This window comes from Pseudomonas sp. ADAK2 TE3594, assembly GCF_053628675.1.
The window spans coordinates 2,586,840-2,602,150 of record NZ_JBRJGV010000001.1 but is presented as its reverse complement, the minus strand read 5'-3'; the positions used below and the strand labels follow the sequence as shown (position 1 = coordinate 2,602,150).

Below are 15,311 nucleotides of genomic sequence, written 5' to 3'. Positions count from 1 at the left end.
CAAGCTCAGGCAGTCATAACGTTAGTGGGACGTCCGGTCTGCCCTGCGGATGATCCTCCCCCCATAGACGATCATTAGAAACGCCAGCAATCAGCGCAGCTTCAGCGGATCGACCAGTTCAGCGGCGATGGCCATGCCCACCAGGTCCGGCAAGGTATTGGCCAGCATGCGTTTCATCACCCGCGAACGATACAGATCGACGGTTTTCGCACTGACGCCCAGTTGCTCGGCGATTTCGCGGGTGGTGTAACCCTGGACCAGCGGCAGCAAGACATCGCGCTCCCGTGGGGTCAGTGTCAGCAAGCGCGCCTGCAAGGCTTCGTGCCCCTGATTGCCCGAGCGGTTTGCCGCGCAGTTACTGAGCGCCTGTTGCACGCTGTCCAGCAGCAATTGCTCGTTGTAGGGCTTCTCGATGAAGTCATGGGCGCCCGCCTTGAAGGCGCGAACCACGATCGGCACATCCGCGTGGCCGCTGACGAAAATGATCGGCAGGTTCAGCTCACGTGCGCGCATTTCTTCCTGCACGTTCAAACCGCCCATGCCGGGCATGCGAACATCGAGCAGCACGCAGGCATCAAGACTGGCATCACAGGCATTGAGAAACGCCACGCCACTGGTAAACGGCAAGGCTTTGAGCCCTACCGACTCCAACAACCAGACCGTTGAATCGAGCATGCCTTGGTCATCGTCGACCACATACACCACGTGCTCCGTCACACCTGCCATTACGTTATTCCTGTTGTTGTTTTGTTGGGCCGGCCAGCGGCAAACGGCAGCACATCAGCAGCCCGACAGGTTGGCGTCGGGCCTGTAACTCGCCACCAAAACCTTCGATGATGCTGCGGCTCATGGACAAGCCGAGCCCCAGGCCATCGGCCTTGCTGGTATAGAACGGGGTAAATATCTGCTCCAGTTCGGGCTCACTGACGCCTGGCCCCTGGTCATGCACACTGATTTCCACGGTCGCACCACCGCCCTGCCCCGCAGCCATCACGATCAGCGAGGGTTGCCCCGGATGTTGTTCGCGGTTGGCATCGATGGCATTTCGCAAGAGATTGAGCAGGACCTGCTCCAGCAGCACTCGGTCGGCATAAATCGGCGGCAGATTATCCGGTAGGCGATCCTCGATTGTCACTTGGCAATTGCTCGCCTCCCAGGCACATAAACGCACGGCCTCGCGGGCGACGTCGGTGAAATTCAGGGCCTGCATCCGGCGTTGCCCCTTGCGCAGAAACGCCCGCAAACGTCTGATCACTTCTGAAGCATGCGTGGCGTGATGGGTAATGCGCTCCAGCCCTTGCGCTACTTTGGCGGCGGCCTGGGGATTGGAATCCAGCGTCTGTAAATAGCGCTGGCTGGCATTGGCGTAATTGACTACCGCCGCCAATGGCTGGTTGATTTCGTGAGCGATGCCCGAGGCCAATTCACCCAGGGTGACCAACCGCGCGGTGTGCGCCAGTTCGTCCTGATGGCGGCGCTGTTGCACTTCACGTAGCTCACGTTCGGTCATGTCCCGCGCCACCAACGAGTAATAGCGCTCGCCGCCGGCCGAACGGTGCGCCAGCAGCACCAGCGATACCGGCACTGAAGTGCCGCCTGCCGGTGGCTGCAATCGCGCATCGGTGCTCCAGACACCGTCGCGTTCGGCGCTGTTCCAGCCATCACGCTGCAGGCGTGCCAGGTCGCTGCTGGCGAACAACGTTGCCAGGGCTGGCATCGGTTGTTGCTCGTCGATCCCGAGGATGTGCCGCGCCGCTGGATTGAGGTAAGTGACTTGCCCCTCGGGGTCGATGAACAACACAGGATCGGTGTTGGCCTCGACGACTTCCGCCAGGCGCCGCTTGTTCTCCTCGGCGTGCACCCGGGCGGTAATGTCCCGGGACACGCTGACCACTTCAACCACCGTCCCGGTATAAGTCTCACGAATCGCCCGGCTGGCGGTTTCAAACCACAGGTAATGCCCATCTCGATGGCGAATTCGATACGTCATCGTGTGATAACCGTCCTGCTCCAGGGCATCCCGCGCGCGCTGCACCAGGCTGGCCAGGTCTTGACCATGGAACAAGCCTTGGGCCATTTGCCCGCGCAACTCCTCCGGCCAGTAGCCGAGCAATGTCCAGGACGCCGGCGAGGCATCGAGAAAGCGCCCGTCGGGTGTATGCCTGGAAATCAGGTCGGTGGTGTTTTCAATAATTAGCCGGTACAGGCGCCGTGCCGTGGCCGCTTCACGCTCGGCCAGCACTTGTGCCGTGGCATCGCGACACCGGGCGAGCACGCGGTTGTCCTGCGGATCGGGGATAAACGTCCAGATCAGGATCTGCGCTTCGAACTGGGCTTCGACCCCTTCGATGGCGCGTTGCTGGTCCAGGCAGGCGCGTACCAGCACCCGGTGATTCACCGGCAAAAAACCCAGCACATCGGTCAGCGGCTTTTCGGCCAGCAACGCCAGCAGCGCCGCGTTGAACTCCAGTGGCCGGCCCTGCGCATCGAGTAACAGACTCGGTTGCGGGTCGTGCCCCAACAGCGGTGAGCCGCGCAGCATGCCGTTGACGCTACTCAGCAACGTCGTCAGCAAGTCCTGCACCCAACCCAGCCAATCAAGACTCACGCCCTCGCACACTTCCACCAGCAACAAACCCGCTTGCCCCGGTTGCAACGCCAGATCAAACACCTGGCCATGGCTGATAGCGGCCCGGCGCAGTCGGCCGGCCAGCCAACAATCGATTTGACGTACTTGAGCCAGATCCAGCCGCCCCGCTTCGGCCAGCCGATCAAACAACCGCTGATCGCTGGCCAGCGAAGGGTCGCCCAGCCCCGGAGGAAAATGCTGGGCGGCGCCCTCGTGGCTGTAAATCCGCGCATTGGGTTGCCAACTCAGATAAACCGCCCGGCGCACCTCGGGGCAATCCTGCAGCGCACGGCACAACGCATCGGCCCGGGCGGCCAGAGACACACCCTCGCGCTGCAGGCGCAACCAGCTGTGCAATCGAACGGGAGTCAGGGTCATCACAGGTCCGCTTCGTTGGGGAGGCCAAGGATATACCGGCGTTTGCGGTGTCACTGTATTCATTTAGTCCCGCAAGAATCAAATATAGTACATATCCTATATGACGTAGGTTGTACTTCCATATACGTAGCTGAATGTTATATAAATCAGGCCGGACATAAAAGGCGACCTCAGCGGCTACGCTGCAAGGTCACCTATAGAGCTAACAATCAGCCACCGAGTACCCGTACATGTCTATCTATGAACAAGGGCTAGGCCCTGCGGCTGTCAACCATATTGCCTTGTCTCCGCTCAGCTTCATCGAGCGCACCGCCAGCGTTTACCCACACTATCCCGCCGTCATCCATGGCTCGATCCGCCGCACCTGGGCGCAGACCTACACCCGCTGCCGCCGTCTGGCCTCGGCGCTGGCCGGTCGCGGCATTGGCAAGAACGACACCGTGGCGGTGATGTTGCCCAACATTCCCGAGATGCTCGAAGTGCATTTCGGCGTGCCGATGATTGGCGCGGTGCTCAACCCGCTCAACGTGCGCCTGGATGCCGAGGCCATCGCCTTCATGCTGCAACATGGCGAAGCCAAGGTGCTGATCACCGACCGTGAGTTCCATGATGTGATTCACGCGGCGATCGGCATGCTGGATCACCCGCCATTGGTCATCGACGTCAATGATCCGGAATACGGCGAAGGCCAGGCTGTCAGCGATCTGGACTATGAAGCGCTGTTGGCCGAAGGCGACCCTGCTTTCGCCTGGCAGTGGCCCGATGATGAATGGCAAGCCATCTCGCTGAATTACACTTCCGGCACCACCGGCAACCCCAAAGGCGTGGTTTACCACCATCGCGGTGCTTACCTGAACTCATTGGGCAACCAGATGACCTGGGCCATGGGTAACCATCCGGTGTACCTCTGGACCTTGCCGATGTTCCATTGCAACGGTTGGTGCTACCCGTGGATCATCACCGCCATGGCCGGTGTGCATGTGTTTCTGCGCCGCGTCGATCCACAGAAAATCCTCACGCTGATCCGCGAGCATCAGGTCACCCATCTGTGCGCTGCGCCGATCGTGCTCAATGCCTTGGTCAACATGCCGGAATCGGCTAAAGCAGCGATCGATCATCCGGTCAACGCAATGGTCGCCGGTGCCGCACCGCCGGCCAAAGTGATCGGTGCCGTGGAACAAATGGGCATCAAGGTCACCCACGTCTATGGCCTGACCGAAACCTATGGCCCGGTGACGCTCTGCGCCTGGCATGCCGAATGGGATGAGTTGCCGCTCGACGAAAGAGCGCAAATCAAATCCCGTCAGGGCGTGCGCTACCCGACGCTAGAAGGTGTGATGGTTGGCGATTCGAAGACGCTGGAGCCGACCCCGCGAGACGGTCAGACCATCGGTGAGATCTTCATGCGTGGCAACACGGTCATGAAGGGCTACCTGAAGAACCCGACCGCCACAGCCGAAGCGTTCGAGGGCGGCTGGTTCCATACCGGCGACCTGGCGGTGTGTCATCCGAACGGTTATGTCGAGATCAAGGATCGACTCAAGGACATCATCATTTCCGGCGGTGAGAACATTTCCACCATCGAACTGGAAGGTGTGCTGTATCGCCATCCGGCCGTCATGGAAGCGGCCGTCGTCGCCCGTCCCGATGAGAAATGGGGCGAAACGCCCTGTGCCTTTATCACGTTGAAGGCTGATCACCAGGACGTTCGCGAGGCCGACATCATCAGTTTCTGCCGCGAACACCTGGCCGGCTTCAAAGTCCCGCGCACGGTGGTTTTCACCCTGCTGCCGAAGACTTCAACCGGCAAGATCCAGAAGTACGTTCTGCGCGACAGGGCTAAAGCGCTCTAACCGAATCGACGTCGTACCCACCAGGCGACAGGTGTTTTACCTGCCGCTTCGGGCTCGTGCAGGCTGAATTTGGCCCTGCCCCTGACCTACACACTGATAACAAAAACAATGTGGAGCCACCCATGATCGACATTCATTCAACCGATACCCAACGCTGTGAACGCATTCGGTCCAACCCGAAATTCCTTCAATTGGTGAGCAGCCGTTCGCGCCTGGCCTGGTCACTGAGTGCTGCCGTGCTGGGCACCTACTACGCGTTCATGCTGGTGGTGGCGTTTGCCCCACAGTGGCTACACGCGCCGATCGCCGAACATCGGATGTTGACCCTGGGTATGCCGGTTGGCGCGGCGATCATCATTTTTTCCTGGCTACTGACCGGTTGGTACGTCTACAGCGCCAACACGCGTTTCGATGCACTGGGCGCCGCCATTCTCGAGGAGAGCAAGTAATGAACCTGCTCCGTAAATTTCTCCTCGCCGCTGTCGGGCTGTTGCCGGCCTCCGTCGTGTTGGCTGCACCCGCGCTGGGTGCGGTGGAAAAACAACCGCTCAACCTGCATGCGATCGGCATGTTCTTCGTCTTCGTACTGGGCACATTGGCCATCACTTGGTGGGCCGCACGGCAAACCAAATCCACGTCTGACTTCTACACCGCGGGCGGTGGCATCACCGGGTTCCAGAACGGTCTGGCGATTGCCGGCGACTACATGTCCGCCGCCACGCTGCTGGGGCTGTCCAGCCTGGTGTTCGCCAAGGGCTACGACGGCTTCATCTATACCATCGGCTTCTTTGTTGGCTGGCCGATCATCACCTTCCTGATGGCTGAGCGCTTGCGCAACCTGGGGCGCTACACCTTTGCCGACATCGTGTCCTATCGACTGGACCAGAACAAAGTGCGGATTTTCGCCGCGTTTGGTTCGCTGACGGTGGTGTGCTGCTACCTGATCGTGCAGATGGTCGGTGCGGGTCAGTTGATCAAGTTGCTGTTCGGCCTCGACTACCCGGTAGCCGTAGTGATCGTCGGCGCACTGATGCTGGTGTATGTGATTTTCGGCGGCATGATCGCCACCACCTGGGTGCAGATCATCAAGGCCGTGTTGCTGCTGGCTGGCGGCACGACCCTGGCGTTCATGGCCATGTCGCAATTCGGCTTCAGCTACGAAACCCTGGCCACCAAAGCCGTCGAAGCCCATGCCAGTGGCTGGAACATTATGGGCCCAGGCTCAATGCTCGCCGACCCGATCAACACCGCTTCGATGTCGCTGGGCCTGGTGTTCGGGATTGCCGGTCTGCCGCACATTCTGATGCGTTTCTTCACCGTGCCTAACGCCAAGGAAGCGCGTAAGTCGGTGTTCTACGCGACGGGCTTCATCGGTTTCTTCTTCCTCGTTGTCTGCACCCTGGGCTTTGCCGCGATGGTGATCATCGGCACCGACCCGCAGTACTACGTCAATGGCGAAGTCGGCGGCGCGTTAATTGGCGGCGGCAACATGGTTGCGATGCACCTGGCCAAAGCGGTCGGTGGCAATCTGTTCTTCGGTTTCCTCTCAGCCGTGGCCTTTGCCACCATCCTTGCGGTGGTCTCCGGGCTGGCCCTGGCCGGTGCTTCGGCGATTTCCCACGACCTCTACGCCACGGTGTTCAAAAAGGGCAAAGCCAGCCAGAAACAGGAAATGCGCGTGACCCGCATGGCCACTGTCGGCCTGGGCATCATCGCGATTCTGCTGGGCATTCTGTTCGAGAAGATGAACGTCGCGTTCCTGGTGGGCCTGACCTTCGGCATCGCCGCGTCGACCAACTTCCCGGTACTGATCATGGCCATGTACTGGAAAGGCTTGACCACCAAAGGCGCAATCATCGGCGGTTTCGCCGGGCTGATCTGCGCGCTGGTCCTGGTGATCCTCTCGCCAGCGGTCTGGGTCACCGTGCTCGGCCATGCACAGGCGATCTTCCCGTACGACCACCCGGCGCTGTTCTCCATGCCACTGGCGTTCTTTGTGATCGTCGTGGTGTCGAAACTCGACCGCAGCGTGCGGGCCGACAAGGAGCGTGACGCTTACGCCGACCAGTTTGTCCGCGCCCAGACCGGCCTCGGTGCCGCCAGCGCTTCCGCTCATTGATTGAAAGGGCACGGCCTGCTCAAGCGGCGCCGTGTCCATCGCACAACCTTTTGAGGTTCACGTTATGCCCGAATTCAACGCCCCGCTGCGCGACATGCGCTTTGTGTTGCATGAAGTGTTCGATGCCCCGGCCTTGTGGGCACGCCTGCCGGCCCTGGCCGACAGTGTCGACGCCGCCACCGCCGACGCCATTCTTGAGGAGGCGGCCAAAGTCACCTCGCACCTGATTGCGCCATTGAATCGCAGTGGCGACGAGGAAGGCGCCCAGTGGGCCGACGGCCAAGTCAGCACGCCGATCGGATTCAAACAGGCTTATGCCACCTACATCGAAGGCGGCTGGGTGGGCCTGTCCGGCAACGCCGATTTTGGCGGCATGGGCATGCCGAAGATGCTCGCCGTGCAGTTCGAAGAAATGCTCTACGGCGCCAACGCAAGCTTCGCGCTGTATTCAGCGTTGAGTTCCGGTGCCTGCCTGGCGCTGGATGCCCACGCCAGTGACACCCTGAAAAATCTCTACCTGCCACCGATGTACGAAGGCCGCTGGGCCGGTTCCATGTGCCTGACCGAAGCCCACGCCGGCACCGACCTGGGGATCATCCGCACCCGCGCCGAACCTCAGGCCGACGGCAGCTTCAACATCACCGGCAGCAAGATCTTCATCACCGGTGGCGATCAGGACCTGACTGAAAACATTGTCCATCTGGTGCTGGCCAAACTGCCGGACGCACCGGCGGGACCGAAAGGCATCTCACTGTTCGTCGTGCCCAAAGTGCTGGTCAATGCAGACGGCTCCCTCGGCGATGCCAATGCCGTGAGTTGCGGTTCGATCGAACACAAGATGGGCATCAAGGCCTCGGCCACCTGCGTGATGAACTTCGACGGCGCCAGCGGCTGGCTGGTCGGCGAAGCCAACAAAGGCCTGGCGGCGATGTTCACCATGATGAACTACGAGCGCTTGTCCATCGGCATTCAGGGCATTGGCTGCGCCGAAGCGTCCTATCAGAGCGCCGTCGCCTATGCACGTGAACGGGTTCAGAGCCGAGCGCCGACCGGTGCCATTGCCCCGGACAAAGTGGCCGATCCGATCATCGTCCACCCCGATGTGCGCCGCATGCTGCTGAGTATGAAAGCCATGACCGAAGGCGGCCGCGCGTTCGCCAGTTATGTCGGCCAGCAACTCGATCTGGCGAAGTTTTCCGATGACGTCCAGGAACGGGACAACGCGCAAACCCTGGTGGCGCTGCTGACGCCGGTGGCCAAGGCATTCTTTACCGACACCGGCCTGGAAAGCTGCATCAACGGCCAGCAAGTGTTCGGCGGCCATGGCTACATCCGCGAATGGGGCCAGGAACAATTGGTCCGCGACGTGCGCATCGCGCAGATCTACGAAGGCACCAACGGCATTCAGGCGCTGGACCTGCTTGGACGCAAAGTGCTCGGCGATAAGGGCTCCGCGCTGCGTCAGTTCACCGGCGAGATCCGCCATTTCGCCCATCAGCCCGACGCGCCCTACTCCGTTCAACTGTTCGATGCCGTGCAGCGTCTGGAAGACCTGAGCGACTGGCTGCAGGACCAGGCGACCACTAATCGCAACGAAATCGGCGCTGCTTCGGTGGAGTATTTGCACCTGTTCGGTTACGTCGCCTATGCCTGGCTCTGGGCGCGCATGGCGCAGGTTGCCAAGCAAAAGCTGCACGAAGATGCAGGGTTTTATGGCGCGAAAATCGCCACCGCCGACTTCTACATTCACCGCTTGCTGCCGCGCATTTTGAGCCTGGAGCAATCCATCCGCGCGGGCAGTGCCTCCTTGTTTGGCCTGAGCGCCGAACAGTTCTAACGATTGAACCGTACGCGGCGCCACGCTCCTCTCTTTTGGCGTTCGCGTTTTTTTATTGATAAGCCCTCGCCCACCTGGCGAGGGCCGCGGGACCTGACCTTCCATAATAAAAACAAAGGGGCTTCACCATGGACCGCAACACCCGCATCCTCGCTACTCGACTATTGCTGGCCGGCGGCGTCATCAGCCTCTCGGCCCCCGCCACTGCCGATTTTGTCAACGACAGCAAGGCCAGCCTTGAGCTGCGCAACTTCTATTTCAATCGCGACTATCGCCAAGACAACGCCGCGCAATCCAAACAAGAGGAATGGGCGCAAGGTTTCCTGCTGCGCTATGAATCGGGATTCACCGAAGGTTTGATCGGTGTGGGTTTCGATGCCATTGGCCTGCTCGGCGTCAAGCTCGATTCCAGCCCCGATCGCGCAGGCTCCGGCCTGCTCAAACGCCATCGCGACACCCGCAAAGGGGCTCAGGATGAGTACGGCGAACTGGGTTTGACGGCCAAAGTGCGGGCCTCCAAAAGCACGCTGAAACTCGGCACGCTGCTGCCGAAACTGCCGACGGTATTGGCCAACGATTCACGGTTGTTGCCACAAACCTTCAAGGGCGGTCAGCTGACGTCGCTGGAAATCGAAGGCCTGACGGTGGATGCCGGGCGACTGACGCAAGTCAATCAACGCGACTCCTCGGACTACGAGGACATGGGTATCACCCGCACCGGCGCCAAGGGCATCACCACACGTCATCTCGATAGCGACAGCTTCGATTTCGCCAGCCTGAACTACAAATGGACCAGCAACCTCGCCACCGGTTACAGCTATGGTCACCTCGACAACTTCTACAGCCAGCACCTGGTCAACCTGACCTACGTGTTGCCGGTGACGACGGGCCAGTCGCTGAAAACGGATCTGCGCTTCGCCCGCTCCACGGATGATGGCGGCAGCAATGTCGATAACAATGCCATCGGCGCGATGTTCACCTACAGCCTCGGCGGGCATGCGTTGGGCCTGGGTTATCAAGGCATGAGCGGCGACACCGGCTACGCCTACGTCAACGGCACCGATGCGTTCCTGGTGAACTTCGTGCAGATCGGCGACTTCGCCAGCAAGGATGAAAAGTCCTGGCAGGCGCGCTACGACTACAACTTTGCGGCCATTGGCATTCCGGGCCTGACCTTCATGACCCGTTACCTCACCGGCGACAATATCGATCTGGGCGGCAACCGCCCGCAAGGCAAGGAATGGGAGCGTGATACCGACATTGGTTATGTCGTGCAGAGCGGGCCGCTGAAGAATGTCGGCGTGAAGTGGCGTAACGCGACAGTTCGCTCGACCCACTTTGGCAGCGATCTGGATGAGAACCGCCTGATCGTCAGCTACACCTTGCCGATCTGGTAAGCACCGCAATGATCGTTCCCACGCTCTGCGTGGGAATGCCTCAATGGACGCTCTGCGTCCGCTCTTGGGACGCGGAGCGTCCCGGGCTGCATTCCCACGCAGAGCGTGGGAACGATCATCCTCGGCAGTGGGCCAGAGTAGGTTAATATGCCTGCAAACCAGGCCCGCCGCGAGACGCCCCGCATGACTGATACCACCCCCCGCCTGATCAAGAAGTACCCCAATCGCCGACTGTATGACACCCACACCAGCAGTCATTTGACGCTGGCGGACATACGCCAGTTGGTGGTCGACAAAGTTGCCTTTCAGGTGGTCGATGCCAAGAGCGGCGAGGACCTGACACGCAGCATCCTGCTGCAAGTGATTCTGGAAGCCGAAAGCGGCGGTGAGCCGATCTTCACCAGCGAGATGCTGATGGGGATTATCCAGTTCTACGGCCCTTATCAGGGCGTACTCGGCAGTTACCTGGACAAGAGCATTCAGACCGTAATCGACATCCAGTCCCAGACCGGTGCGCAATCATCCGAGGCCTGGAGCACCTTCATGCATCAGCAAGCGCCGGTGATGCAGGATTTGATGCGTCAGTATGTCGATCAGTCGAAGGCGCTGTACCTGAACACCCAGAACCTGTTCGGCATGTTCGGCGGCAAACCCGGTGCCGATGGCGGAACGAAAAAAAATGGCGATGGGGAATAAACCCATCGCCATTGGTACTGCCGGTCTTACGTGACTTACTTGTTACCGCTGTTAGGCTTGGCACTAGCTTCCGGGGCAGCTTTAGTGCCCGCGGCAGTCGCTGCATCGAAACCACTCTGAGCCACATCGGCAGCCTGTTTTACGGCTTTCTGTGCGCTTTCGAACACAGTACCGGCATTCGCCAGGCCCGACTTGAATGCGGCCACAACAGGCTCGGAACCGGCCGGTGCATTCTTGCTGATCGTTTCAACGAACTCATGCACCTGCTGAGTGCCCGCTTCGACCTGACTCGAGGTCAATTTGGCGATGTCCGACTGAGTACCCACGATCAGTGCTTGAACCTGACGATTGAATTCGGTCAGGCGTTCGGTTTGCGCACTCGGCTGGGTGAAAGACGCCTGCAGCTCGGCGAAACCTTGTGGATCACGGACGGCCAGTAGCTTGCGAACACCTTCGAAGTGTTCTTCGGTGGAGTCGCGCAGTGCCTTGAACTGCAACTGGCTGAGCTGTTCAACGCTGGCGAACACTTTGCCGCTGATTTGCTGCAAAAGGTCGAGGTTGGCTTTCTGAGCGGTTTGCAGTTTTTCCGAATTGAAAAAAGACATGCTTGAATCTCCTGGTACTGGAAGGCCCTTATGGGCCTGAGGACGCGATAGCGATCCGGCCAGTCATCGCGTTAGCCTTGATATTGCAGTGCACAAAACCATTTGGCAATGCCTATTTTTGTGCGGTGCAAAATAAACGTTGCTAACGCCATCCTTATTCGCTGTAGACTCCTGCTCATCGAACGGCCCGCCTGACCCTCTTTAATTAAAGGGTTCAGATGCGCAGGTTCCCATGCATAGCAGCAGGAGATTACCATGGGTCAGGAAGCATATATTGCGCTGCAAGATGAAGCGCGTAGCGAACCCGCCGGCTTGTTCGAACACCTTAATCATCTGCAACGCCTCAATACCCACAACGTCCTCGACGCCGTGCAGAAGCGCCAGGCAAAAACTTTCGCGCCTTTAAGCCTTGGGCAACTCAGACAGCCGACACCGGCTGACTGGCAGGAATACTTCACGGACCTTGGCCAACGCAGCGTGCTGTTCTGGGACACCTTGCGTCAGCGCGGCGACAACACCCTGGCCCACGAACGCGCCGGGTATCCGCTGCTGCTCAAGTTCAATCATGAAACGCTGGTCGCTGGTGAAGACCTACCTCGTGCGGTCAACTATTCGTTGTTGCAAATCCTCGGCGGCCCGGGGCAACAGATCGACAGCAAAAAACAGCCCGTGATCATCATTGATCCCCGCGGCGGTCATGGCTCGGGGATCGGCGGTTTCAAACAGGATTCGGTCATCGGCGAAAGCCTGAGAGCCGGCCATCCCACCTACTTCATCGCCTTCAGTCACTCGCCCCGCCCAGGGCAAACCCTTGCCGATATCACACACGCCCAGGCACGGTTCATCGAGGTCGTCAGCGCTCGACATCCGGACAGCGCCAAACCTGTCGTCATTGGTAACTGCCAAGCGGGCTGGGCGTTAATGGGTCTGGCGGCCACTCGACCAGAGTTGCCGGGGCTGATCATCGTCAACGGTGCGCCGTTGTCGTACTGGGCCGGCGTCAATGGCCGCAATCCTATGCGCTACACCGGCGGTTTGCTGGGCGGTGGCTGGATGGCGCGACTGGGGAGCGACCTCGGTAATGACCGTTTCGACGGCACCTGGCTGGTGAGCAATTTCGAAAACCTGGACCCGGCCAATACCTGGTGGGGCAAGTACTACCACCTGTTCAGTGAAGTCGACAGCGAGGCCGCACGCTTTCTGGATTTCGAACGCTGGTGGGGCAGCCCGACCCTGCTCAATAGCGAAGAAATCGAGATGATTGTCGACGACCTGTTCATCGGTAATCAGCTGTCCGGTGGCCTGGGGCGCAAGAGCAGCGGGCTTGACCTCAAATTGATCGAAGTGCCGGTGGTGGTGTTCTGTTCCTATGGCGACAACATCACCTCCCCGCAGCAGGCGCTGGACTGGATCACCGACGTCTACCCCAGCGATCTCGCGTTGCAAAATGCCGGGCGCACCATCGTTTACCTGCGACATGCGAGCATCGGTCACCTGGGCATCTTCGTGTCCGGTGAAGTGGCGCGGCGTGAGCACCGTGAGCTGCTGGGTGCGGTCGATGCGATCAATGCGCTGCCGTCCGGGCTCTATGAAATGCTGATCGAAGACCTGCCGGAGCACTCGGCGACGCCTTATGCCGTGCGTTTCGAGCCCCGGCGTATCGCCGACATTCATGGTCAAGTGCAGCCGCCCCGTGATGACGATCGCGAATTCGCGCTGGTGCAGCGCGCATCCGCCATCAACAACAGCGTGTACGACGAATTCATACGCCCGTGGTTGCGCCTGCTGATCAACGAACCGAGCGCCGAAATGCTGCGCCGCGCGCACCCTTTCCATCAGCAGCAAGTGGCCTGGAGCAGTTTGAACCCGGCGCTGTGGTGGCTGGCTGGCAGTGCCGCCCAAGTGAGCAAGGATCGTTACCCCGCCAGCCAGAACAACCCGTTGCTGGCCTGGCAAGAACTGTTTTCCAACCAGGTACAGGACGCCTTGAACGGCTATCGGGACCTGCGTGATGCGGCTCACGAAATGTGTTTCTACGGCGTGTATGGCGTGCTCAATAGCCTCGCCGGCAATGCACCCGGGCGAAATCTGCAGGAACACGCCAAGCAGCACGACCAGGTTCTGACCGAGCGTCTGCAGGATGCCCTGCCCCTTGGCGGTCTGATGGAAGCCTTGATACGGATCCTGTTCCTGCTGGGCCGCGACAGCGACGAGCCGGGCAAGGAAAGCGTCGAAAAATTGATCCTGCAACTGCAGGTGCTGCTCCAAGACTACAGTGCCACGCCGCTTGATCTGCGCGAAACCCTGCGCCTGCAAAAACTGCTGGTCGCCACCCACCCGCAAGAAAGCCTGCACAGCCTGCCCTTGATGCTGATTCAGGCCCAAGAGCGCCAACAAGTGCTGGCGGCCGTTGCCAATTTGCTGCCCGAACTGCTGACCAGCGGCGCAAACAACCCATGCTGGTGTGAGCTGCACACGCTACTCGACGTTCCACTGCCAGGTTTCAGCCTGACCCAACCACCCGGTGCATCCGGTGCCATTGAAGTGAAAGTCTTGGCGATAACGCCAGAGCCGATAAAGCAAGCCATCCCGGCGCTCATCCCTGAGCCGATCAAGCAGAAAATCCCCGCAGTGACCCCTGACCCCATCGCCAAGGTGGTGAGTCCAGTGCGCAAACCTGCCAAGGGCAAGAAAGCCGTAAAAAAACCTCCGGTGAAATAATGTTGAACGCTGACGGGAGGCCGTGTCAGACCGGTGCGGCCACCTTCATCTCAAACGATTCATCGGCCCGATATTGACCGGGCGTCATGTCAAACCAGCGGTTGCAGGCTTTGTTGAAGCTGCTGTGATCATGAAAACCAAGGAGATAGGCCACATGCTTCATGTTGAAGTGAGAATGGCGCAGATAGAAATCGGCCAATTGCCTGCGTACGGCATTCAGCACATCCTTGAATTGGGTCCCGTCTTTTTCCAGGGCGCGTTGCAGGGTTCGCTTGCTGATGTTCAAGGCTGCAGCGATCGACTCCATGTCGCATTGCCCCTGCCCCTGACTCAAGCGCTCGGTAACCAGCGCCCGAATCCTGCCGACAATGGAAAAACCAAACAGCAGGTCCAGTTGCGCCTCGGCAAAGCTGTCATGCAGCACCGCCAACGCTTCATTGCCCATGCTCAAGGGGCGCTGCAACTCCTCCCCGTCGAACACAATGCTGTCGTAGGCCGCGTCAAAATGCAGGTCGCAACCAAACAGGCGACGGTGTTCGGAGGTGTCTTCAGGTTCGGGATAAGTGAAATCCACACTCAAGGGCTGCGGTGACTTGCTGCCCGCCAACCAACGGCAGAACCCCAGCAATGACGCCAACCCGGCATCACTGTATTGGCGTGGTTTGACCGAGCCACTTTGTTGATGATCGAGTCCGGACAGGCGGTAGTTTTGCTGTTCCGGTAGAAGAAAAAGGCTGAATCCGGTGCCTATCAACGGACTGAAGCGAACCAGCCGTTCAAGCGCTTTTTTCAGATTGAGACTGGACATCATGGTGTAGCCGACGATCTGAAAAGTGCCGGGATTGAAGTTTCCGTAGGCTTTCAGACCGATGTCCGGATCACCCGAGGCCTGAGAAGCCAGGTCCCATAATCGATAGATTGCCCTTCGCTCGCAAAACGCTCCTGGTTTATTCGCAAGCTTCATATCTAGTCCAGCCTCCCGACACAGACTGGCGACATCCAGTCCTTGAGCCGAGAGCGTATTCGCCAGCACGCTGGCATAACCTGAACTCATTCTGTACATGGCGTCCTCAATG

Annotated in this window: 11 protein-coding genes; 7 read left to right on the top strand and 4 right to left on the bottom strand. The window is 59.6% G+C overall.

Annotation, left to right across the window (positions count from 1 at the left end):
• Positions 1-90: 90 nt before the first annotated feature.
• Positions 91-726, bottom strand: coding sequence for a response regulator transcription factor (locus AB7M22_RS11770; protein ID WP_454186408.1), 636 nt, complete (start codon positions 724-726; stop codon positions 91-93).
• A 4-nt stretch (positions 727-730) separates the two neighbouring features.
• Positions 731-3,007, bottom strand: a complete 2,277-nt coding sequence (locus AB7M22_RS11765) for a PAS domain-containing sensor histidine kinase (protein WP_454186407.1) — start codon at positions 3,005-3,007, stop codon at positions 731-733.
• 230 nt (positions 3,008-3,237) lie between these two features.
• Here AB7M22_RS11765 and AB7M22_RS11760 point away from each other — a divergent pair, with 230 nt between their 5' ends.
• From AB7M22_RS11760 to phaR, 6 genes are all read left to right on the top strand, one after another.
• The gene (locus AB7M22_RS11760; RefSeq protein ID WP_454186406.1) at positions 3,238-4,860 is read left to right on the top strand and encodes an acyl-CoA synthetase; all 1,623 of its coding nucleotides are present in this window, start codon (positions 3,238-3,240) and stop codon (positions 4,858-4,860) included.
• Between the two features lie 122 nt (positions 4,861-4,982).
• Entirely contained in the window at positions 4,983-5,309 is a 327-nt protein-coding gene (locus tag AB7M22_RS11755) for a DUF485 domain-containing protein (RefSeq protein WP_048393398.1), read from the top strand.
• The gene (locus AB7M22_RS11750; RefSeq protein ID WP_454186405.1) at positions 5,309-6,979 is read left to right on the top strand and encodes a cation acetate symporter; all 1,671 of its coding nucleotides are present in this window, start codon (positions 5,309-5,311) and stop codon (positions 6,977-6,979) included. The genes AB7M22_RS11755 and AB7M22_RS11750 overlap by 1 nt, the downstream gene beginning before the upstream one ends.
• Positions 6,980-7,043: 64 nt before the next feature.
• On the top strand, positions 7,044-8,816 hold the full coding sequence (locus AB7M22_RS11745) for an acyl-CoA dehydrogenase C-terminal domain-containing protein (RefSeq protein ID WP_454186404.1): 1,773 nt from the start codon (positions 7,044-7,046) through the stop codon (positions 8,814-8,816).
• Positions 8,817-8,944: 128 nt separating this feature from the next.
• Entirely contained in the window at positions 8,945-10,213 is a 1,269-nt protein-coding gene (locus AB7M22_RS11740) for an OprD family porin (RefSeq protein ID WP_454186403.1), read from the top strand.
• Between the two features lie 147 nt (positions 10,214-10,360).
• A complete protein-coding gene (gene phaR / locus AB7M22_RS11735; protein WP_454186402.1) occupies positions 10,361-10,909 on the top strand; it encodes a polyhydroxyalkanoate synthesis repressor PhaR in 549 nt (182 codons plus the stop codon).
• Positions 10,910-10,944: 35 nt separating this feature from the next.
• Here the strand turns inward: phaR and phaP are convergent, their stop codons facing one another.
• Positions 10,945-11,514: a TIGR01841 family phasin gene (gene phaP / locus AB7M22_RS11730; protein WP_454186401.1), complete on the bottom strand. Its 570-nt coding sequence runs from the start codon at positions 11,512-11,514 to the stop codon at positions 10,945-10,947.
• 255 nt (positions 11,515-11,769) lie between these two features.
• Between phaP and AB7M22_RS11725 the strand changes: the two genes are divergently transcribed.
• A complete protein-coding gene (locus AB7M22_RS11725; RefSeq protein WP_454186400.1) occupies positions 11,770-14,235 on the top strand; it encodes a DUF3141 domain-containing protein in 2,466 nt (821 codons plus the stop codon).
• 25 nt (positions 14,236-14,260) lie between these two features.
• Here AB7M22_RS11725 and AB7M22_RS11720 read toward each other — a convergent pair whose 3' ends face one another.
• The gene (locus tag AB7M22_RS11720) at positions 14,261-15,298 is read right to left on the bottom strand and encodes an AraC family transcriptional regulator (protein ID WP_454186399.1); all 1,038 of its coding nucleotides are present in this window, start codon (positions 15,296-15,298) and stop codon (positions 14,261-14,263) included.
• Positions 15,299-15,311: the final 13 nt, after the last annotated feature.

Excerpts from the sequence above, each read along its gene's own strand:
- phaP (WP_454186401.1), bottom strand. The coding sequence starts at position 11,514 with ATGTCTTTTTTCAATTCGGAAAAACTGCAAACCGCTCAGAAAGCCAAC.
- AB7M22_RS11765 (WP_454186407.1), bottom strand. The coding sequence starts at position 3,007 with ATGACCCTGACTCCCGTTCGATTGCACAGCTGGTTGCGCCTGCAGCGC.
- AB7M22_RS11750 (WP_454186405.1), top strand. The coding sequence starts at position 5,309 with ATGAACCTGCTCCGTAAATTTCTCCTCGCCGCTGTCGGGCTGTTGCCG.
- AB7M22_RS11755 (WP_048393398.1), top strand. The coding sequence starts at position 4,983 with ATGATCGACATTCATTCAACCGATACCCAACGCTGTGAACGCATTCGG.
- AB7M22_RS11770 (WP_454186408.1), bottom strand. The coding sequence starts at position 726 with ATGGCAGGTGTGACGGAGCACGTGGTGTATGTGGTCGACGATGACCAA.
- AB7M22_RS11740 (WP_454186403.1), top strand. The coding sequence starts at position 8,945 with ATGGACCGCAACACCCGCATCCTCGCTACTCGACTATTGCTGGCCGGC.
- AB7M22_RS11725 (WP_454186400.1), top strand. The coding sequence starts at position 11,770 with ATGGGTCAGGAAGCATATATTGCGCTGCAAGATGAAGCGCGTAGCGAA.
- phaR (WP_454186402.1), top strand. The coding sequence starts at position 10,361 with ATGCCTGCAAACCAGGCCCGCCGCGAGACGCCCCGCATGACTGATACC.
- AB7M22_RS11720 (WP_454186399.1), bottom strand. The coding sequence starts at position 15,298 with ATGTACAGAATGAGTTCAGGTTATGCCAGCGTGCTGGCGAATACGCTC.
- AB7M22_RS11745 (WP_454186404.1), top strand. The coding sequence starts at position 7,044 with ATGCCCGAATTCAACGCCCCGCTGCGCGACATGCGCTTTGTGTTGCAT.
- AB7M22_RS11760 (WP_454186406.1), top strand. The coding sequence starts at position 3,238 with ATGTCTATCTATGAACAAGGGCTAGGCCCTGCGGCTGTCAACCATATT.